Annotated in this window: 19 protein-coding genes; 13 read left to right on the top strand and 6 right to left on the bottom strand. The window is 69.4% G+C overall.

Annotated elements, in window-relative coordinates; all coding sequences use genetic code 11:
• The first annotated feature begins 43 nt into the window (after nucleotides 1-43).
• Both ACZ5XS_RS07410 and ACZ5XS_RS07405 read left to right on the top strand, forming a co-directional pair.
• Nucleotides 44-1,108: a LacI family DNA-binding transcriptional regulator gene (locus ACZ5XS_RS07410; RefSeq protein ID WP_468648679.1), complete on the top strand. Its 1,065-nt coding sequence runs from the start codon at nucleotides 44-46 to the stop codon at nucleotides 1,106-1,108.
• Between the two features lie 277 nt (nucleotides 1,109-1,385).
• Nucleotides 1,386-2,282, top strand: a complete 897-nt coding sequence (locus ACZ5XS_RS07405) for an aminoglycoside phosphotransferase family protein (RefSeq protein ID WP_468648677.1) — start codon at nucleotides 1,386-1,388, stop codon at nucleotides 2,280-2,282.
• Here the strand turns inward: ACZ5XS_RS07405 and ACZ5XS_RS07400 are convergent.
• The 3 genes from ACZ5XS_RS07400 to ACZ5XS_RS07390 form a co-directional block, all read right to left on the bottom strand.
• Nucleotides 2,207-3,157 carry an aldehyde dehydrogenase family protein gene (locus tag ACZ5XS_RS07400; protein WP_468649132.1) on the bottom strand — a complete coding sequence of 317 codons (951 nt, stop codon included), beginning with the start codon at nucleotides 3,155-3,157 and terminating at the stop codon, nucleotides 2,207-2,209. The genes ACZ5XS_RS07405 and ACZ5XS_RS07400 overlap by 76 nt on opposite strands.
• 174 nt (nucleotides 3,158-3,331) lie before the next feature.
• Complete coding sequence (locus ACZ5XS_RS07395; RefSeq protein WP_468648675.1) at nucleotides 3,332-4,516, bottom strand: amidohydrolase family protein; 1,185 nt, start codon at nucleotides 4,514-4,516, stop codon at nucleotides 3,332-3,334.
• Nucleotides 4,517-5,195: 679 nt separating this feature from the next.
• Nucleotides 5,196-5,846, bottom strand: coding sequence for a histidine kinase (locus ACZ5XS_RS07390; RefSeq protein ID WP_468648673.1), 651 nt, complete (start codon nucleotides 5,844-5,846; stop codon nucleotides 5,196-5,198).
• A 145-nt stretch (nucleotides 5,847-5,991) separates the two neighbouring features.
• Here ACZ5XS_RS07390 and ACZ5XS_RS07385 point away from each other — a divergent pair, with 145 nt between their 5' ends.
• The gene (locus ACZ5XS_RS07385) at nucleotides 5,992-6,576 is read left to right on the top strand and encodes a TetR/AcrR family transcriptional regulator (RefSeq protein ID WP_468648671.1); all 585 of its coding nucleotides are present in this window, start codon (nucleotides 5,992-5,994) and stop codon (nucleotides 6,574-6,576) included.
• 163 nt (nucleotides 6,577-6,739) lie between these two features.
• On the opposite strand, the gene ACZ5XS_RS07380 is transcribed toward ACZ5XS_RS07385, so the two are convergent.
• Nucleotides 6,740-7,282 (bottom strand): hypothetical protein, encoded by a 543-nt coding sequence (locus tag ACZ5XS_RS07380; protein ID WP_468648669.1) that lies wholly within the window; start codon nucleotides 7,280-7,282, stop codon nucleotides 6,740-6,742.
• 494 nt (nucleotides 7,283-7,776) lie between these two features.
• Here ACZ5XS_RS07380 and ACZ5XS_RS07375 point away from each other — a divergent pair, with 494 nt between their 5' ends.
• The 3 genes from ACZ5XS_RS07375 (at nucleotide 7,777) to ACZ5XS_RS07365 (ending at nucleotide 10,384) form a co-directional block, all read left to right on the top strand.
• Nucleotides 7,777-7,905 (top strand): SDR family oxidoreductase, encoded by a 129-nt coding sequence (locus tag ACZ5XS_RS07375; protein ID WP_468648667.1) that lies wholly within the window; start codon nucleotides 7,777-7,779, stop codon nucleotides 7,903-7,905.
• Between the two features lie 130 nt (nucleotides 7,906-8,035).
• Nucleotides 8,036-9,412, top strand: a complete 1,377-nt coding sequence (locus tag ACZ5XS_RS07370; protein WP_468648665.1) for an FAD-binding oxidoreductase — start codon at nucleotides 8,036-8,038, stop codon at nucleotides 9,410-9,412.
• Nucleotides 9,413-9,628: 216 nt separating this feature from the next.
• Entirely contained in the window at nucleotides 9,629-10,384 is a 756-nt protein-coding gene (locus ACZ5XS_RS07365) for an SDR family NAD(P)-dependent oxidoreductase (RefSeq protein WP_468648663.1), read from the top strand.
• A 46-nt stretch (nucleotides 10,385-10,430) separates the two neighbouring features.
• Here the strand turns inward: ACZ5XS_RS07365 and ACZ5XS_RS07360 are convergent, their stop codons facing one another.
• Complete coding sequence (locus ACZ5XS_RS07360; RefSeq protein ID WP_468648661.1) at nucleotides 10,431-11,282, bottom strand: IclR family transcriptional regulator; 852 nt, start codon at nucleotides 11,280-11,282, stop codon at nucleotides 10,431-10,433.
• An 86-nt stretch (nucleotides 11,283-11,368) separates the two neighbouring features.
• Between ACZ5XS_RS07360 and ACZ5XS_RS07355 the strand changes: the two genes are divergently transcribed.
• The 7 genes from ACZ5XS_RS07355 (at nucleotide 11,369) to ACZ5XS_RS07325 (ending at nucleotide 17,479) form a co-directional block, all read left to right on the top strand.
• Nucleotides 11,369-12,070, top strand: coding sequence for a carboxymuconolactone decarboxylase family protein (locus tag ACZ5XS_RS07355; protein ID WP_468648659.1), 702 nt, complete (start codon nucleotides 11,369-11,371; stop codon nucleotides 12,068-12,070).
• Complete coding sequence (locus ACZ5XS_RS07350; RefSeq protein ID WP_468648657.1) at nucleotides 12,067-12,939, top strand: fumarylacetoacetate hydrolase family protein; 873 nt, start codon at nucleotides 12,067-12,069, stop codon at nucleotides 12,937-12,939. The genes ACZ5XS_RS07355 and ACZ5XS_RS07350 overlap by 4 nt, the downstream gene beginning before the upstream one ends.
• On the top strand, nucleotides 12,936-13,799 hold the full coding sequence (locus ACZ5XS_RS07345; protein ID WP_468648655.1) for a fumarylacetoacetate hydrolase family protein: 864 nt from the start codon (nucleotides 12,936-12,938) through the stop codon (nucleotides 13,797-13,799). Before ACZ5XS_RS07350 ends, ACZ5XS_RS07345 begins: the two co-directional genes overlap by 4 nt.
• Before the next feature lie 79 nt (nucleotides 13,800-13,878).
• Nucleotides 13,879-14,682, top strand: coding sequence for an SDR family NAD(P)-dependent oxidoreductase (locus ACZ5XS_RS07340; protein ID WP_468648653.1), 804 nt, complete (start codon nucleotides 13,879-13,881; stop codon nucleotides 14,680-14,682).
• Between the two features lie 126 nt (nucleotides 14,683-14,808).
• Entirely contained in the window at nucleotides 14,809-15,591 is a 783-nt protein-coding gene (locus ACZ5XS_RS07335) for a CoA transferase subunit A (protein ID WP_468648651.1), read from the top strand.
• Complete coding sequence (locus tag ACZ5XS_RS07330; RefSeq protein WP_468648649.1) at nucleotides 15,591-16,268, top strand: CoA transferase subunit B; 678 nt, start codon at nucleotides 15,591-15,593, stop codon at nucleotides 16,266-16,268. The genes ACZ5XS_RS07335 and ACZ5XS_RS07330 overlap by 1 nt, the downstream gene beginning before the upstream one ends.
• A gap of 17 nt (nucleotides 16,269-16,285) precedes the next feature.
• Entirely contained in the window at nucleotides 16,286-17,479 is a 1,194-nt protein-coding gene (locus tag ACZ5XS_RS07325) for a cytochrome P450 (RefSeq protein WP_468648647.1), read from the top strand.
• A gap of 273 nt (nucleotides 17,480-17,752) precedes the next feature.
• Here ACZ5XS_RS07325 and ACZ5XS_RS07320 read toward each other — a convergent pair whose 3' ends face one another.
• A complete protein-coding gene (locus ACZ5XS_RS07320) occupies nucleotides 17,753-18,505 on the bottom strand; it encodes a dienelactone hydrolase family protein (RefSeq protein ID WP_468648645.1) in 753 nt (250 codons plus the stop codon).
• Nucleotides 18,506-18,554 lie beyond the last annotated feature (49 nt).

The raw sequence follows: 18,554 nt of genomic DNA, 5'->3' as shown, positions 1-18,554 counted from the left end.
GGCGGGACCACACCGCCGCAACGACGTCGAGGAAACCGCCACCATGACCCCAAGCGCCGCCGAGGGGGCCGTCCCGAAGGGGCGCAGCAGACGGAACTTCGCGGGCTCGCGTCCCGTGATGGACGACGTGGCCCGGCTGGCCGGTGTCTCCAAGCAGACCGTCTCCCGCGTGCTCAACGACCACCCCTCCGTCCGCCCGGAGACGCGCGAGGGCGTCCTGGTGGCCATGCGCACACTCGGCTACCGGCCAAGCCGCAGCGCCAGGTCCCTCGCCAGCGGCCGGACCCGGATGCTCGGGGTCATCTCCTTCGACGCCGCCCGCTACGGGCCCGCCTCCATCCTCACCGCGATCAACACCGCGGCCCAGGAGGCCGGATACCTGGTCAGCTCCATCGCCCTCGACACGGCCGACCACGACACGGTCGTCGAGGCCGTGAACCGGCTGTCCGCCGAGGGCGCGGACGGCGTGATCGCCATCGCCCCGCAGCTGTGGGTGGGCCGCGCCCTGGCCGACACCCACCTCGACACACCGCTGGTGGTGCTGGAGAACGGCCTCGACGACGCCACCGAGCTGGTCACCGGCGACTCGCGGACCGGCGCCCGCAAGGCCACCGAGCACCTGCTCGGGCTCGGCCACGCGACGGTGTGGCACCTCGCCGGGCCGACCGGCTGGACCTCCGCCGACCACCGGCTGGACAGCTGGCGGTCGACCCTGAAGGCGGCCGGCGCCAAGATCCCCGAGCCGCTGGTCGGCGACTGGAGCGCCGACTCCGGATACGACCTGGGCCTGCGCCTCGCGGCGCGCCCGGACGTCACGGCGGTGTTCGTCTCCAACGACCAGATGGCCCTCGGCGTCCTGCACGCCCTTCACGAGGCCGGCCGCTCCGTGCCGGGCGACGTCAGCGTCGTCGGCTACGACGACATCCCGGAGGCCGCGCATCTGCTGCCGCCGCTGACCACCGTGCGCACCGACTTCGCGGAGATCGGCACCCGCTCCCTGCGGCTCCTGCTCGACCGCATCGACGGCCCGGCCGGGCCCGCGCAGCCCGAGTCGCTCGTCCCGGTCGACCTGGTCGTCCGGCGCAGCAGCGGACCGGCGCCCCGCTGAAGCGCGGGCAGCCGCCCGCCCCCGAGGACGAGGACGCGGGTTCGGAGGGAAGGTACGGCGACCCGATCCGCCACACGCCCGCGCTGCCGACCGGCAGTTGCGTGAACTCCCCGTCCTGGCTGAGGCAGCCGTCCTCGCAGTCACGGCGACTGGGGCGGCCACACCTGGGTGGCCCGAAATCTCAGTTGATCCAGAACCTGGCGCAGGAATACTGGCTGTCGTCTCCGTCGATCCGGTCCGCCCCCGGCGAAGTGGACCAGCGGAAGGGCCTGCGAGAATGAACATGCACGATGACCAAGTGGACGTGACCACCGAAATCGTTGCGACCCTGATCCGAGAACAGTTCCCTCAGTGGAGCGGCAGGGCCATCCAACCCCTGTCGTCGACCGGGACGGTCAACGCCATTTTCCGCATCGGGAACGACCTCTCTGCGCGTTTCCCCCTGCGTCTGGCCGATGCCGCCGAGGCGCTGGCGGTTCTGGAACAGGAAGCCCAGGCGAGCGCGGAGTTGGCGCAGGTGTCTCGGTTCCCCACCCCGGCGCCCGTCGCCCTGGGAAAGCCCGGAGCGGATTACCCCATGCCGTGGTCGGTCCAGACATGGCTGCCGGGAACGGTCGCCTCTGATGCCGACCCGAGTGGGTCGGACGCTTTCGCCGAGGACCTCGCGGCCTTCATCGCCGCCCTGCGGGACGCCGAGACGCGGGGCCGGCTTTTCAGCGGCGACAATCGTGGCGGGATTCTCGCTCACCACGACGATTGGATGGCGAAGTGCTTCGAGGAGAGTGAAGGGCTGCTCGACGTGCCCCGCCTGCGCCGGGTGTGGAGCCGCTTTCGGGAGTTGCCACGCACGGGTGCCGACGTGATGAGCCATGGTGACTTGATTCCCGGCAATGTACTGGTCGCGGGAGACCGGCTCAGCGGCGTACTCGACACCGGCGGCTTCGGCCCGGCCGACCCCGCGCTGGACCTGGTCGGTGCCTGGCACCTGCTGCAGCCAGGCCCGCGGGAAGTGCTCCGACGGACACTGGCCTGTGACGATCTGGAGTGGGAGCGCGGCAAGGCCTGGGCGTTCGAACAGGCGATGGGTGTTGTCTGGTACTACGTCGAGAGCAATCCGACGATGAGCAGAATGGGGCGCCGGACACTGCACCGCATTCTGGAGTCGGTGGAGTGATGTCGCCCCGATCGCAGGCCGTGACAGAGACGTTCGCTTGCCGCCCTCACTGACAACAGCATCAACGGGAACCTCTCGGCCGAGACGGGACAGGATCGTTGCGTCGAGTGCCCCAACGCCCCGGTCAGCCCTGTGCGTTCTGCGCACCGGCGCAGCAACACCGCCGCAACACCGTTCTCTTGCCCGCCCGGACGAAGGCCGAGCCTTCGCGATCGGCATCCACTGATGGGCGTTGTAACTCCGATCGCGAAGTCCGCGCGTACTTGGCTGTCGTTGGGCCAGCGGGTGGTGGCGGTCTTGTAGCGGGTGTAGAAGCGCACGCCTTCGGGACCGTGAATGTGGTGGTCACCGAACAGGGAACGCTTCCAGCCGCCGAAGGAGTGGAAGGCCATGAGGACCGGGATGGACACGTTGACGCCGACCATGCCCGCCTTGACCTTGGCCGGGAAGGTGCGCGCGGTGTTGCCGTCGGCGGTGCAGATCGCCGTACCGTTGCCGAACTCGTGGTCGTTGACGAGCTTCAGCGCCTCGGTGAACGACTCGGCCCCCACCACCGACAACACCGGACCGAAGATCTCCTCCCGGTAGATCCGCATGTCCGGGGTGACGTGGTCGAAGAGCGAGCCGCCGAGGAAGAAGCCGCCCTCATGCCCGGGGAGCGGTGTCCGGCGGCCGTCGACGACCAGCTCGGCGCCTTCCTCGGTGCCCACGTCGAGGTATCCGGCCACCTTGTCCCGGTGAACCTTGGTGACCAGCGGGCCCATCTGAATGCCTTCGTCGGTGCCGGGTCCGACCTTCAGGTCGGCGAGGGCCGTGACGATGCGCTCCCGCAGGGCGTTCGCGGTGTCCTCTCCGACGGGGACGACGACGGAGATCGGTGACCTGCCCTGCCCCTCAAGGGCCTGCTGGACGCCACAATCCAGCGGGGTGAGTTCGATGCCGGAGGGGAAAGGACCCGGCCGCGGTCTCCCGAGGGGAAGGGAGCGTGGCCTCCGCGGCCGGGTCGTTCATCGCACCGTCCCCGTCCTGGGGATGGTTTTCTTGAGGGCTCAGCGCACCCGGTGGCCTGCCCGGTACACCGCGCGGATGTCAGCGACGGCCGAGATGTCGTCGATGGGGGAACTGCCGAGCACAAGGAGGTCGGCGTCCGCGCAGGGGATCAGTACGCCCTTGCGTCCGGCCCGGCCCACCGCTTTGGCCGCCTCGGTGGTCGCGCTGCGCAGCACGTCACGGTTCGACATCCCCAGCTCGGCGAGCTGGATCAACCCGTAGGGGTAGACGCCGTGCGGTTTGCCGGGACTGATGCCTGAGTCGGTTCCGGGAACGACCCGGGCGCCCGAGGCGATGACCTTGGCCACGATGTCCATCAGGGCTGCGAAACGAGCGACCACGGCCGGAGGAGTCGGTACCTTGCCGGGCCTTATGCCCACCGTGAGGCTGACGAACGTTCCTCGCCGTACGACCTCGTCCAGCACTTCCTGTCGAAGGCCGACGCCTTCGGGGGTGAAGAAGGAGAAGTGCTCGATGGTGTCGAACCCGGCGTCGACCACGTCCGCGATCGCCTGGACGGCGTGGGCATGGGCGGCCACGGTGAGTCCGAGCCGGTGCGCCTCATCGGCGATCAGTCGCAGGTCCGATCGGTCGTACTGCTGGTCAAGGGAGTTGGAGCCGGGGGTCATGGCGCCGCCGCCGGCCATCACCTTCACCACGTCGCAGCCGCGCTCGGCGCGTTCGCGTACCGCGGCCCGCAGCGCGTCGGCCCCCTCGGTCTCGCCGCCGAGGAACCAGCAGTGGCCGCCGCGGGTGGTGATCGGCGGGCCGGCGGCAACGATGTCGGGGCGCTGCGTGGGCGGCACCTGCTCACGCAGCGCGAGGGTGAGGTAGTCGCGGTCGCCGAGGTCCCGGACGGTGGTGACACCCGCCATCAGCGTGGCCGCCGCGGCCGCGCGTGCGGTTTCCAGCACGGCCTCGGGGGCGTCGGACATCACATGCGCCACGGCGTCGTCGGTGCCGTCCCAACACAGATGCACGTGCGCGTCGATCAGCCCGGGAAGCAGCCACGCCTCCGGCCCGAAGTCCGTCACCGTCGCATGCTCCGGAGGTGCCGCTCCCGTGAAGTCCACGTCACGGATCACGCCGTCCTCGATCAGCACCATGCCGGATGGCCTGACGTCCACGCCGTCGAAGACGTGCCCTGCCCGTAGCGCCAGCAACTCGCTGCTCATAACAGTCATCTCCAAAAACCGTAAAAAGTGGGGGTGGGGGGGAACAAGCTCAGTCGTTGCAGGCCGTGCCGCAAGCGGATGCGCCATACCGGTAGGTGGAACAACGGACTGCTCGTCGTACGCCAGTGGCATGCTCGCGAATCCAACTCTTGGGCTGACCACGTGCTTTGGGAATGAGAGATCGCCGGCGGCGGGCATAGTTACCGGCCGACACCTTCGCCCCCGGCACACATGACATACCGGAGGAGCTGACCCGGACACGGTCCCCGGGGCCGCCGGCGGCGGCCCGCGAGCTGGCGCCGCGGATCGGTCTCATCCACACCGGGGCCTTCAGGCTGGCTGCCCTCGGGGTACTGAACGGACTCCGAGCGACGACCCACTGAGCACACTGCACTGCGCGCGGTTGGTCCTGCGGAGTCTCGCCCGGTGGCTACCGCAGCCGGTTCCATACCACCGGCGTCTGCACCGGGAGCGGGAGCCCAGTCGACTGGACGGATCCTCCCATCTCCCAGATCGCCGAGGGCGAGTGGGAGGTGGCCGGGCCGGAAGGCGAAGACCGAGCAGCCGCGAAGCGATCTCACACAGCGACCGGGCCGGCTTGTACGCGGCCTCAAGCCTGCGCCGAATGAAGACGGTGGGGGGGCGGACCTGGCCGGCCCGCCCCCCCACCTTGCGGGGCAGGGGGGTGTTACCCCGCGTCTGTGGAGGACGTGCCGGCCGTGGCAAGGTTCGCCCCCGGCGTGTCGGCGCCGTCCTTGCTCTTCCGCTCGCCGGCCTTGCGCTCGCGCTCGGCGCGCTTGCCGTCGCGCTTGTCCTTGGCCTCCTGCTTCCTGATCTCGTCGGCCGCCTTCTCCATCGCCTTCAGTTCGGCCCGCACTTCGTCGGCGGGGCGGCGTTCGAGGGTCGCACCGTAGCGCGTGGCCAGCAGGTCCATAGCCTCCGTGTCGGCCTCCTCGACTCCGGCCAGGATGACGGTGCCGCCCGGCGGGACGTGCGGCGTGAAGGCACCGACGGCCTCGGTCGCTTCGGTGGCCCGCTTGTAGTCGTGGCCTCCGCCGATCAGCGCACCGATGCCCCAGCCCATCAACAGGCCGAGGGGACCGCCGAGGATGCCGACGAGCGAACCGATGAGCGAGCCGACCGCTGTACCGCGTCCGGACTCCGTGTCCATGCCCTCGGGGAAGTGGACGGTGCCGTCCTCCATGCGCTCGATCAGGACGGCGCCGCGGACCTCGGTGGTGGCGGAGTCGAGGTGCTTCAGCTCGCTGAGTGCCTGGTAGGCGGTGGCGCGGTCGGCGAAACGGAGGGCGATGGCGTTCTCGTTCATGGTCACAGGCATGAGCTGTCTCCTTGGTGCCTCAAGGGGTGGGTGACGTGCGGGGCCCGCTGCCGCGGCCCCCGAGCCATCTGTGAGACAGTATGTATCAGAGCTAGCTTGTGAGTCAAATCGTCTCACAAGTCGCTCGGAAAGAAAGGTGCCCCCGATGCCTCGTACGAACGACGACCCCCGAGCCCGCCGCAGCCGCGCCACCGCCCTGGCCGCAGCTACCGAACTCCTCGTCGAAGGAGGGCCGGGACGCATCACCCACGCCGCCGTCGCCGCACGGGCCGAAGTGGGCCGCGCCACCGTCTACCGGCACTGGCCCGACCTGCAGGCCCTCCTCCTGGACACCCTGACCAGCGCCGCCCACCCCATGCTCACCCTGGGCCACGGCCCGGTCCGCGACGAGCTGGTCACGTACCTGCAGCGGCAGGCCGACTGGCTCAGCCGTCCGGTTTCCGCCTCCGTCATCGCTACGATCATGGAGCGCGCGGAGCGGGACCCGGCGGTACGCAGCCTGCGCGACGAGATGTCGGGCCGCGTCGGCGAGCACCTCACCGACGCGCTCGCCGCCGCTGTCGCACGCGGTGAACTGCGCTCCGGCGTCGAAGAACACACCCGGGACCTGGCCTCCCGGATCCTCGGCCCTCTGCTCTTCCTGCGGCTCATGCTCGGCGCGCAGCCGGACAGGGAGACGGTGGCCGACACGGTCGACGCCGCCCTGGCGGCCTGGCAGCCGCACACATGACACCCACACACATGACAGCCGCACGCCGTCCGATACCGAACGGTTCGAGCAGCAGTCGACCGGCACACCGACTCCTCACAGCCGCGTCCGGCCTCATCCCCCAGGGGCGCGCCATCGAGGGGTGAAACCGACGCACAGACCAGGGACATCCCTGCCGCCGCGCTCAGTGCCCAGTGATCACTTTCACCATCACCACGCCCGAGCCGATCGCCGCGTCCATCAGCCCCGCCACGCCGGAAAGCAGTACGCCACCGCCCATCCGCCGCCCGCCCGCGAAACCCCAGACCGCCATCGAGGCGACGTCCACGCCGACCGCGATCCACAGCGCGGTGGACAGACCGAGGGCGCCGCCCGCGGACAAGGCGATCATCAGGAGCGGGCCCGCGGCGCAGCTGAGCAGCGGGCTGCTGACGAACAGCAGGTGCCGTACCTCGCGGCGGTCGGCCAACCGTTGGTGAACGACGCGGTGGGCCTGCGTGTCGGCCACCAAGGTCGCCAGCCACAGGCCCACCGCGGTGCCCGTGACGTACAGCGCCGCCGTGCTGTGCCGGGTATGCGCGTTCTGCGCCAGGCCGACCATCACGGCGAGCATGGTGATCACCGCGTAGATCCGTTCCTTGAGCCGCTCGCCCAGGGCTTCGAGCTTCTGGGCGGAGGGTTCCGGGGAGCCGGAGGCCGACGGCTGCTGAGCGTCGAGATCGGACATGCCGGAACCGTATCGGAAGGACGTTGCGGCCGCGTGGGTGGTGCCCGGGCGGTGGGGTCGGGCGCATGCTCCCCGCCCGTCTCGTCGTACGCCGCTCGTGCGTTGCCCGCGGGTGCCGGCGGCGGCTGCCCGGGCTGCGCCGCACCTCGTTTCCAATCATCGGAAGGTGCGGTTCCTCCCTGCGCCGGGGCCACGCAGCATTGCGCGTGCCCGGACCGGCCGGCCGCAGCCGATCCAGACAGCCACGACTCTCCAGGCAGTAAGGGGTCCTTTCACTATGAGCGTCCGATCAGGTCGCGTGGTCTGGTGCCGTGCATCGCAAGGCGCCGGAGCGGCCTCGATGGGGGTCCCCCCGCGCGAGGTTGTTCGAGCGTGAGGGAGGAGCCACGTGGGCGTTTCGGCAACGCGGCGAGGTGCGGTGCCAGGCCGCGCGACCCGGACGGGCATAGGGAAAGAACCCCTAAGTGAGGAGTTCTTCGACCAGACCCGTGCGGATGCAGGACCTGAAGCGGCGAGGGAGGCCGGAGGACATCGTCCACACCGTGGCATTTCTTGCCTCCGGTGAAGCCGCGTTCATCACCGGCCAGATCATCGTCGTCGACGGAGGAATCACGCGCCGCTGACGTCGGTCTCGCACCTGCTGTCGCACCTTTGTCGTGACGCCGGATGAGGCGTTCACCTGAACCGTTTCCGCTGTCCTCGATCACTTCACCGGTGCCTGAGCGCCCTGCACCCCACATTGAAAGGAAGAATGTGACACTCGCGGGAAAACTGGAGCGGAAGCTGCTGTGGTCGGAGGATCAGGGCTACGAGCAAGCTCGCCGCGACGCCGTCTGGAACGGCCGTAAGCCTCCAAGACGTCCGGCCGGAATCGTGCTGGCCGAGGATGCCGCCGATGTCGCGGCTGCCGTACGACTGGCGCAGGAGCGGGGACTCCAGGTCTCCGTCCGCGCCGGCGGGCACAGCACCGCCGCCGCGGGTGTCCGTGAGGGCGCGCTCCTCGTCGACGTGTCCCGCCTTGCGAGCATCGACGTCGATGTCCGGGCCAGGACCGCGGTCGTCGGCCCCGGGGCCATCGGACAGGACCTCGACCTGACGCTGGATCCGCTGGGGCTGTTCTTCCCCCACGGCCACTGTTCGACGGTGGCGGTAGGAGGCTTCCTACTGGGCGGAGGCCTGGGATGGAACTGGCGTGCGTACGGTCCCGGGTGTGGTCTGGTCCGGGCCGTCGACGTGGTCACGTCGGACGGTGAAGTGGTCCGGGCTGATGAGTCGCAGAACAGCGATCTCTACTGGGCCGCCCGAGGCGCAGGTCCCGGCTTCTTCGGCATCGTGACCGCTTTCCACCTGGAGATGCAGCCGAAGCCGGCCGTGATCAAGGCCGCCGCGCACAACTACCCGTTCGCGGCGCGTGGTGAACTCCTCAGTTGGCTGCACGAGATCCGTCACGAGATGTCACCGATCGTGGACCAGGCCCTCTGTGTCACCCAGCATGTGACCCACTCGCCGGACGGGCCGACGATGCTGCTGGGCACGGTCGCCTTCGCCGACTCCGAGCGCGAGGCCGACGATGCGCTCGCGCTCTTCGCGAGCGGCCCTCTGCGGGAGAAGGCGATCTGGGGCGATGACGGCACCACGGTCGGGAGCGTGCAGCACCTCACGGGCGTCGATGACCTGTACCCGGCCGGTCTTCGGTACGCGCACGACAACATCATGTCGAGCGCGGCGGCATCCGCCCTGGTGCCGGCCCTCGAAGCAGCTCTCACCTCGCTCCCCACGCCCCGGTCACACATCAACTGGCAGAACCTCGCGGGGGTGCCCGAACTGCCGGACATGGCCTTCTCGCTGCTCGGCGACACCCTGATCGAGGTGGTCGCGGTGGGGGACGATCCGAGCCAGGACGCCCAGTTGCAGGCGTGGGTCACCGACCATGCCCGGCGGCTGGAACCGGTGTCCGTCGGAAGCCAGATCGGCGCGGACTCGATGGCGTCCCGCGGACTGGGACCGGACGCCTACTTCTCCGCCGGCGCGCTGTCCCGTCTCGGACCCCTGCGTGACCGGTGGGATCCGGACCGCCGTTTCGTGTCGTTCCTGTTGGGCGAGACACCATCTGACTTGGGCGCCCGTTGACCGGCTCGCCGCACCGCGGCGCCAATCGCACCTGTCGCCCACCTTCGGCATCGGTCCTCCGTGCCGGCCCGCCAACCAGCCGCAAACAAAAGCGTCGCGATCTGGCGGAGGCCAAGGGCTGCGGGTGGCAGGCGTGATGGACATCGCACCAGCGCAGGCTTATCGTCCGTATGAAAGTGACTTTCGTCAGTAGAAAGTGAAGCGAAGGAGTGTGCCATGGCCTGGTTGGGCATGGAGGGCAGCCGTGCGCTTGTCATAGGGGCCGGCGGCCTGGGTGCCGCCTGCGCCCAAGGGCTCGCGGACGCCGGGGCACAGCTGGCCGTCGTGGACGTGGACGAGGCGAAGCTCAAGGCTCTGCGGGACGATCCGGCGCTCGCGGACGTCGATGTGCACGTGATTCCGGCCGATGTCACGACCTCGACGGCGTGCGAGGAAGCCGTCCGGGCGGCGGCGGATGCGCTCGGCGGGCTGGACGTGCTGGTGCACGCGGTGGGAACCAACGACCGCCGGGCGGTGGTCGACACACCGGACGAGACGTGGGACCGGATCCTCACGCTGAACCTGTCGAGCGCCTTCTACGCCGGGCGGGCGGCGGGACGTCTGATGTGCCGGGCAGGGCACGGGAACATGGTGTTCTTCTCCTCGGTCTCCTCCCGGCTCGCCCATCCGCACCATGCCCCCTACGCGGCGACCAAGGGCGGACTGGACCAGCTGGTGAAGGTGATGGCCCGGGAGTGGGCCGCCGACGGTGTCACCGTCAACGCGGTCGCCCCTGGCTACACGGAGACCGAACTGACCCGCGAGTACCTGGACAGGCCGGGGATGCGGGAGGAAATGCTCAGCCTGGTCCCGGCCGGGCGTCTGGGCACCCCGCAGGACGTGGTCGGCGCCGTGCTGTTCCTCGCCTCGGCGCGGGCGTCATTCATCACGGGGCAGGTGCTGTATGTGGACGGCGGCCGCACACTCGTCTGAGTCCGGAGCCGACCGGACAGGACGGCGGTGCAGGCTGCCACGTCCGTCAGCTTCCGCCGAGCAGCCGCGTGATCTCCTGACAGGTGTTCAGCAAGTTCGGGCGAAGTTCGTCGAGCAGGCGGGTGACAGGAAATCCCATCGCGGGTACGGCCACGTTGGCCGCGGCCACCACCGCACCGGAGGCGTCACGCAGGGGCGCGGCCACCGAGCGCAGCCCGTAGGCGAGTTCCTCGTCCTGCACCGCCCAGCCCCGCTCGCGAATATGAGCCAGCACCGGCCGCAGCTGTGCCAACGACCGGATCGCGTTGGGGCCGGTCGCCCCGGTGAAGGACTCCTCGGTGAGGCGCTTGTCCAGCTCGTCGTCGTCCAGACCGCTCAGCAGGACCTTTCCGATGGAGGTGTTGACCGCCGGAAGTCGCGACCCCACCTGGATGTTCGCCGTCACCAGGTCGTTGTTGCGCAGCCGGACCAGGTAGAGCACCTGGTCGCCGGACAGGGTGCCCAGGTTGACCGTCTGGCCCGTCGCCGCCGCGAGCCGGCGCAGCGGACCGTCGGCGAGTTCCACGACGTCCATGCCACGCAATGCCGCGAAACCCAGCGTGAGGACTTTGGGAGCCGGGCGGTAGGAGCCGTCCGGCAGCTGCTCCAGGAACCCCTCGGTCACCAGGGTGGCGGCCATCCGGAAGGCGGTCGGCAGCGGCACACCGGCCTCGGCGGCCATGTCCGTCAGCTTCATCGAAGACCGCTGTTCGGAGAACCGGCCCAGCAACCGCAGCCCCTTGGCCAGCGCCTCGACCTGGTAGCTGCGTTTGGACGCCGCGGAGCCGTCGGCGGGCAGGGAGCTCGTCGGTTGTTCACGCGGCGGCACGAAAGGGCTCGCTTTCTGTCTGCTGGGCATGGTGGGCGCTACGAGGAGCACTGTCACTTTCATTGTATGGAAGTCAGCATCAGAGTCACCCGCCATGGGGCGACAAGGAGGTCGAAATGGGAGTGCGACTGGGTGGGCTGCTGCCCGGTGAACTGGACGAGGACCAGGCCGAGGTCTACCGGGCCATCACCGGCGGCGCCCGGGCCTCGGGCCCGCGGGCGTTCCCGCTGACCGACGAGGAGGGGCGACTGCGCGGCCCCTTCAACGCCATGTTGTTGAGCCCTCCGGTGGGTCTCGCGGCGCAGGCCCTTGGCGCGGCCGTGCGCTACAACTCCTCGTTGAGCGATCGCGTGCGCGAAATGGCGATCCTTGCCGTGGCCGCGCACTGGGACAGCGCCTTCGAGCGCGAAGCTCACGAAGCCGTCGGCCGCACCAGCGGCGGTCTGGCCGAATCGGAGATGGCGGCACTGCGCGCCGGACGGATGCCGGAGCTCACCGAGCCGGCCGAGCGCGCTGCTCTGCGGGCGACGACAGCACTGCTGCGGCACGGCACGTTGAGCGACGACGAGTACGCCGACGCCGTGACCGCGACCGGGGAGCGAGGCGTGTTCGAGCTGACGACGCTGGTCGGCTACTACTCGATGCTCGCCCTCCAGCTGCGGGTTTTTCTGGGCGAGGGAAGCACATCAGGTTCCGGTGCCCCCCGCTCTCAGCCCCTGGGCAACGGCTTGACAGCCCACGGGGCCCCTTCAATACTCAACTCAAGTTCACACAATGAATCTAGCTTTCACTCTTCGAAAGAAAGCAGGGAATCGTGAAGCTGATCACCTTCGACAACGGGCGGGTCGGCCGGCTGGAACTCGAGGAACGGCTCGTGCTGCCACTCGAAGTCCACAGCACCCGCGGGTACTTCGAGCGCGACGGCAAGGTCCTGGAGACGGGTGAGCGGTTGCCGCTGGACGACGTGAAGCTGCGCGCGCCGATCGTGCCGAAGAAGTTCTTCCACACCTCCGGCAACTTCCGTGAGCACGAGACCGAGTCGAAGAACGTCGACTGGTCGCACCCCATGCACAAGGGCATCGTGTTCTTCCAGAACGTCGACGCGATCGTCGGCCCCGACGAGCCGGTCATCTACCCGGAGCACCTGACCAGCGAGCTGGACTACGAGTTGGAGATCGCCGTCGTCATCGGCAAGCCGGGCAAGTTCTTCGGCGTCGACGACGCGCCCGACCACATCGCCGGGTACGTCGTCTTCAACGACATCACCGCCCGCGACATCCAGCGCCGCGAGATGGAGTCCGGCGTCTTCTCCTTCTGCAAGGCCATCGACACCTTCTGCCCGGTCGGCCCGTACATCGTCACCGCCGACGAGATCCCCGACCCGCAGAGCCTCGACATGGAACTGCGGGTCAACGGCGTGGTCCGGCAGAAGTCCAACACCGGCCGCATGTCGGTCTCCATTCCGCACCTGGTCGCCTACCACTCCCCGCAGGGCTACAGCGCCGGCGACCTCATCACCACCGGAACCGTCCAGGGCGTGGCCGGCTTCAGCGGCGACCCGGACATGTACCTCAAGCCCGGCGACGTCATCGAGGCCGAGGTCGAGCGGCTCGGCGTCCTGCGCACTCCCATCGTCAGCTGGCAGGAGGGGCACGGCACCCCCGTACCCGAGAAGGTGGACTGGTGAGGCTCGGCGTCCTCGACGGCCACACCGTCGTGGTCAGCGGCGACCGGGCCGCGAACGTCCGCTGGGCCTCGCAGGGCAGACTGCCCAACGACCCGATGGCCCTGCTGGAGGACTGGCCACGCCTGCGCGACTGGGCGGCCGGACTGCCCGAGGAGGCCTACGACATCCCGGTCGACCCCAACGCGCTCGGCGCGCCGGTGCCCCGCCCCCGCCAGGTGTTCGCCGTCGCCCTCAACTACCCACCGCACGCCGCGGAAGCCGGCTTCACCCCGCCCGAGGAACCGCTCGTCTTCACCAAGTTCCCGGCCTGCGTCACCGGTCCGCACACCAGTGTCGCCCTCCCCCGGGGCAAGGTCGACTGGGAGGTCGAACTGGTCGCGGTGATCGGCCGCGAGACCTACCGGGTGGGCGAGGACCACGCCTGGGAGGCGGTGGCCGCCCTGGCCGTGGGTCAGGACCTCTCCGAACGCGTCACCCAACTCCAGGGAAAACCCGCTCAGTTCAGCCTGGGCAAGTCCTTCCCCGGCTTCGGCCCCATCGGCCCCGTCCTGGTCACCCCCGATGAACTCGACGACCCCGACGATCTGGAGATCACCGGACTGCTGAACGGCGAGATCGTCCAGCAGGACCGCACCAAGTCCATGATCTTCCCGGTGCCGGAGCTCATCGCCCGGCTCTCGGCCGTGCTGCCGCTCTTCCCCGGTGACCTGGTCTTCACCGGCACCCCGGCGGGCGTCGGCAATCGCATGAACCCGCCGCGCTACCTCACCGACGGCGACGTACTCGTCAGCCGCATCGAGGGCATCGGCGAGATCTGCCAGCAGTTCACCGGCCCCGCCCGGCAGCCGTCCGGGAGCTGAGAGCCGCGACAGCGCGCCGACTGTTCACTGTCCCCCCGCCCCCGGAACCCGCGTCCGACCATCGCAGACAAGGACCTCCATGTCCGAGCGCATCCCCACCCACAGCACGCCGATTCCCCGCCGCTTCGAAGGCCGCACCGTCCTGGTCACCGGCGCCGGCACCGGTTACGGCGCCGAGATCGCGGTCCGCGCCGCCCAGGAGGGCGCCAACGTCGCCGTCCACTACCGCAGTTCCGCCGCCGGAGCCGACAAGACCGTCGCCCGCATCAAGGAGGTCGGCGGCGAGGCGTTCACCGTGCAGGCCGACATCTCCGTCCACGCCGATGTGGTCCGCATGGCCGAGGAGGTTTTCATCCAGTTCGGCGGCCTGGACGTACTGGTCAACAACGTCGGTGACGTGGCGGGCGACCAGATGTCCTGGCACGATCTCACCGAGGAGTCCATCGACCACGTGCTCGCCGTGGACATCAAGGGAACCATGCTCTGCACACACGAGTTCGGCTCCCGGATGCTGGACCAGGGCCATGGCGCGATCGTCAACATCGGCTCCACCGTCATCGTGCGCGGCAGCGCGCGGGCTCCGCAGTACGCCGCCGCCAAGTACGGCATCCTCGGCATCACCAAGTCCTACGCCCAGGCGCTCGCCCCCGTCGTTCGGGTCAACACCTTCGCGCCCGGCTTCATCGAGACCGAGACGCTCCTGGGCCGCGAGGACTGGAAATCCGGCCGCCGCGAGGACATGATCGCCAAGACCCCGATGGGCCGCATCCCCGGGCCGGCCGAACTCGCGGGCACCGCGCTCTTCCTCGCCACCGACGACGCCGCCCACATGACCGGCGTCTACCTCAACGCCGACGGCGGCTTCAACATGATCGGCGCCTGAGACAGGCGCGTCGAATCCCCGGTAACCAGGAGCAGCACCGCGCAGGCCTGCCACGTCACCGACACGGCCGGTCAATTGTGTGGCCGGCGCTCCTGGGCGGAAACGAAGCTTCCAGAAGGACTCCTCGTGGACAAAGTCAGCACCAGCGCCGCGGAGGCGATCGCCGACATCCCGGACGGGGCGTCACTCGCCGTCGGCGGCTTCGGCCTCAGCGGTGTTCCCACGGTGCTCATCAAGGCCCTCCATACCCGGGGCGCCACCGGCCTGAAGGTCGTGTCGAACAACTGCGGGACGGACGGCCACGGCCTGGGCGTGCTGCTGGCCGCCGGCCGCATCGCCCGCGTGACCGGCTCCTACGTCGGCGAGAACAAGGAGTTCGCCCGCCAGTACCTGTCGGGCGAACTGGAGGTGGAGCTGGTGCCGCAGGGCACGTTGGCGGAACGCCTGCGCGCGGGCGGCGCGGGCGTCCCCGCCTTCTACACTCCCGCCGGGGTGGGCACGCAGGTCGCCCGGGGCGGACTGCCCTGGCGGTACGCGGCCGACGGCACGGTCACCGTGGCCTCCCCGCCCAAGGAGACCCGGGACTTCGACGGCCGCACGTACGTCCTGGAGCACGCGATCACCACCGGCTTCGCTCTCGTACGCGGCTGGCGCGGCGACCGCCACGGCAACCTCGTCTTCCGCAAGGCGGCCGCCAACTTCAACCCACTGGCAGCGATGGCCGGCCGGATCACCGTCGCCGAGGTGGAGGAACTCGTGGAGCCAGGTGAGCTGAGTCCGGACGACATCCACCTACCTGGCATCTTCGTCCAGCGCGTGGTGGAACTGACGGCCGCGCAGGCCGCCGACAAGCAGATCGAACGCGTGGTGACGTCCGCGTCTCCGACCCGGGGGACGGTGGCCGTCTGATGCCCTGGACCCGCGACCAGATGGCCGCCCGCGCCGCCGCCGAACTCACCGATGGCTCCTACGTCAACCTCGGCATAGGCCTGCCCACCCTGGTCCCCGGCCACCTGCCACCGGACGTGCACGTCGTCCTGCACTCCGAGAACGGCATCCTCGGCACCGGCCGCTACCCGACCGAGGACGAGGTCGACCCCGACCTGATCAACGCGGGCAAGGAGACCGTCACCGCCCTGCCCGGCGCCTCCTACTTCGACTCGGCGCTGTCCTTCGGCATGATCCGCGGCGGCCACATCGACACCGCTGTCCTCGGCGCCATGCAGGTCTCCGAACACGGCGACCTCGCCAATTGGATGATCCCCGGCAAGATGGTCAAGGGCATGGGCGGCGCGATGGACCTCGTCCACGGCGCCCGCCGCGTCATCGTCCTGATGGAGCACACCGCCAAGGACGGCAGCCCCAAGATCGTCAAGGAGTGCGGTCTGCCCCTCACCGGCGAACGCTGCGTGCACCGGATCATCACCGACCTCGGCGTCCTCGACGTCACTCCCGACGGCCTCGTCCTGGCCGAAACGGCGCCCGGCGTCACCTCCGAACACGTCGCGGCGCGGACCGGGTCACCTTTGCGGGTGGGCGGCCCGAATGAGGCTTCACACACGAGCGAATGCGGTTCAGCGAGATGAATGATGGGGAGTCAACGATGACTACGGCCGCTACTCCGGTGTCCGATGTGGACATCTTCGCCGACGAGGTCCTGACCGATCCCTACCCCGCCTACGCGGTGTTGCGGGAGACGGGCGCCGCCGTGTACCTGGAGCGCTACGACTGCTGGGCCCTGCCGCGGTACGAGGAGGTGCGGGCGGCGCTGCGCGATTACGAACGGTTCTCCTCCGTGGACAGCGTGGGCTATGAGCCGTCGCTGAACGAACGCCGCCGGGGTGGTGTGCTGGCGACGGACCCGCCGGAACACGACGTGCTGCGTTCGGTGCTGTCGGAGAGCCTGGCCCCGCGTGCGTTGGCGAGCCTGAAGGACGACATCGGCCGGCGCGCGAGCGAACTGGTCGAGTCCGTGGTGGCCCGCGGTTCGTTCGACGTCGTGGGTGACCTGGCGCGCGTTTTCCCGCTGACGGTGGTGGCGGATCTGATCGGGATGCCCCTGCGCGCGCGGGACGAGGTGCTCGCGTTCGCCGACGCGTTCTTCAACACCTTCGGCCCTCTCAACGAGCGGACGACGGCGTCGGTGCGGGTCTCCGACCGGCTGCTCGACAAGCTCATGTCGATGATGAACCGCGACACCCTTACGCCAGGTGGCTGGGGCGAGGCGCTGTACCAGGCAGCCGACCGGGGCGTGATCGGGGAGCACCAGGTGGGACGGCTGTTGCGCGCGTACCTGGTGGCGAGCATGGACACGACGATCAACGCGATCAGCAGCGCGCTGTGGTTGTTCGCCGAGCACCCGGCCGCCTGGACGGCCCTGCGCGCCGACCGGACGCTGCTCCGTTCCGCTTTCGAGGAGGTCGTGCGTTTCGAGTCACCGGTGCAGACGTTCTTCCGCCGCACTACGCGGGCGGTCGAGATGGACGGCGTCACGATCCCGGCCGGGGCTCAGGTGGCGATGTTGTTCGGTTCGGCGAACCGGGATCCGCGCAAGTGGCCGGAGCCGGACACGTTCGACATCGGCAGAGCGCCGATGGACCACGTCGGGTTCGGCTCCGGCGTGCACGCCTGTGCCGGCCAGGGACTGGCACGGGTGGAGGCCAACGCGGTCCTGTCGGCGCTGCTGGATCACGTAGAGGCGATCCAGCTGGCCGGCCCGCCACGGCGCCACCTCAACAACGTCATCCGGGGTCTGGAAAGCCTCCCGGTCACCGTGACGCCGGGAGCATCCAGGTAGCGGACATCGAGGCCGCCCGCGCGCCGTGCGGCCACGAGTTGTACGGGGCGTTGACCGCAGGACCGAGCCCCCTTCCGCAGATCCGCGGAAGGGGGCTCGGTCATCGGAACGATCGTGGATGTCCCGCTCGAAGGCGAATTGGCGATGGGGACGACCTGCCCCCGGCTGCGTCGGTTCCGCGTTCGCGGTTGCCGAACACCCAGGTAGACCGACCGTCTTCAGGACCGGGTGATCCCTGCCCAAGACACCGACGAGGCGCGGGAACGAGTCCGTTCAGACAAGGGTGGTGGCCCGGATGAACGCGATGACCTGGGGCCAGGACAGGTCGGTGGCCGCCTTGTTGATCGGGTCTCCTTGCTGTGCCCGGCCCGTGAATCCGTGCGTGGCTCCGGGGTAGACATGCGCGATGCTCGGCCCGGTGGTCCGCGAGTTCAGGGCGGCCTGCAGCCGGCGAAAGCTCTCCACCGACACCACCTCGTCCGCCCCTGGATAGAGGATCATGGTAGGCGCGGCGATCCGGGCGGTGTACTCCGTGGCATCCAGGGTGTGGTTCGGTGCCGGGGTGTCCGGCACGGTGGGGTGATAGGCGACCACGTTCGCCAACCGGCTGTCCCGTCCACCGAGCAGCAGCGCGAACCGGCCGCCCACGCACCAGCCCATCACTCCGACCTGTCGGCAGCCGAGCTCGTCAAACATATGGTCGAGCAGCTGGTCCATTTCGGTCAGACTGGACTCGTCTTTCAGCTCCGACACCCACTGCAACTGGGTCTCCAGCTGTGACAGGTCATCGCTGCCGGGCCGACCGCGCCAGAGGTCCCAGGACAGCGCGGTGACTCCGCCGGCGGCCAGGCCGTCGGCGAACTCGCGCAACTGCGGAGAGATCCCGTTGACACTGGGCAGCAGCAACATGCCGCCTGTGGAGTCTCCCAGGGGGCGGGACTGGTACGCGTTCAGCCCGGCCACAGTGACGTTCTCGCCGGCGAACGGGACGCCGGCAGCGCTGGGGGTACTGATCTCGTCGGCCATACTCTCACTACTCTCTACCGAGCTTCATGGACAGTTGTCAGTAAGTGGG

The organism is Streptomyces sp. NPDC033131, from assembly GCF_055578365.1.
The sequence above is the reverse complement of the archived record's forward strand: the minus strand, read 5'-3'. Positions and strand labels throughout refer to the sequence as shown.

Excerpts from the sequence above, each read along its gene's own strand:
- ACZ5XS_RS07410 (WP_468648679.1), top strand. The coding sequence starts at position 44 with ATGACCCCAAGCGCCGCCGAGGGGGCCGTCCCGAAGGGGCGCAGCAGA.
- ACZ5XS_RS07405 (WP_468648677.1), top strand. The coding sequence starts at position 1,386 with ATGAACATGCACGATGACCAAGTGGACGTGACCACCGAAATCGTTGCG.
- ACZ5XS_RS07395 (WP_468648675.1), bottom strand. The coding sequence starts at position 4,516 with ATGACTGTTATGAGCAGCGAGTTGCTGGCGCTACGGGCAGGGCACGTC.
- ACZ5XS_RS07390 (WP_468648673.1), bottom strand. The coding sequence starts at position 5,846 with ATGCCTGTGACCATGAACGAGAACGCCATCGCCCTCCGTTTCGCCGAC.
- ACZ5XS_RS07385 (WP_468648671.1), top strand. The coding sequence starts at position 5,992 with ATGCCTCGTACGAACGACGACCCCCGAGCCCGCCGCAGCCGCGCCACC.
- ACZ5XS_RS07380 (WP_468648669.1), bottom strand. The coding sequence starts at position 7,282 with ATGTCCGATCTCGACGCTCAGCAGCCGTCGGCCTCCGGCTCCCCGGAA.
- ACZ5XS_RS07375 (WP_468648667.1), top strand. The coding sequence starts at position 7,777 with ATGCAGGACCTGAAGCGGCGAGGGAGGCCGGAGGACATCGTCCACACC.
- ACZ5XS_RS07365 (WP_468648663.1), top strand. The coding sequence starts at position 9,629 with ATGGCCTGGTTGGGCATGGAGGGCAGCCGTGCGCTTGTCATAGGGGCC.
- ACZ5XS_RS07360 (WP_468648661.1), bottom strand. The coding sequence starts at position 11,282 with ATGCCCAGCAGACAGAAAGCGAGCCCTTTCGTGCCGCCGCGTGAACAA.
- ACZ5XS_RS07355 (WP_468648659.1), top strand. The coding sequence starts at position 11,369 with ATGGGAGTGCGACTGGGTGGGCTGCTGCCCGGTGAACTGGACGAGGAC.
- ACZ5XS_RS07340 (WP_468648653.1), top strand. The coding sequence starts at position 13,879 with ATGTCCGAGCGCATCCCCACCCACAGCACGCCGATTCCCCGCCGCTTC.
- ACZ5XS_RS07330 (WP_468648649.1), top strand. The coding sequence starts at position 15,591 with ATGCCCTGGACCCGCGACCAGATGGCCGCCCGCGCCGCCGCCGAACTC.
- ACZ5XS_RS07325 (WP_468648647.1), top strand. The coding sequence starts at position 16,286 with ATGACTACGGCCGCTACTCCGGTGTCCGATGTGGACATCTTCGCCGAC.
- ACZ5XS_RS07320 (WP_468648645.1), bottom strand. The coding sequence starts at position 18,505 with ATGGCCGACGAGATCAGTACCCCCAGCGCTGCCGGCGTCCCGTTCGCC.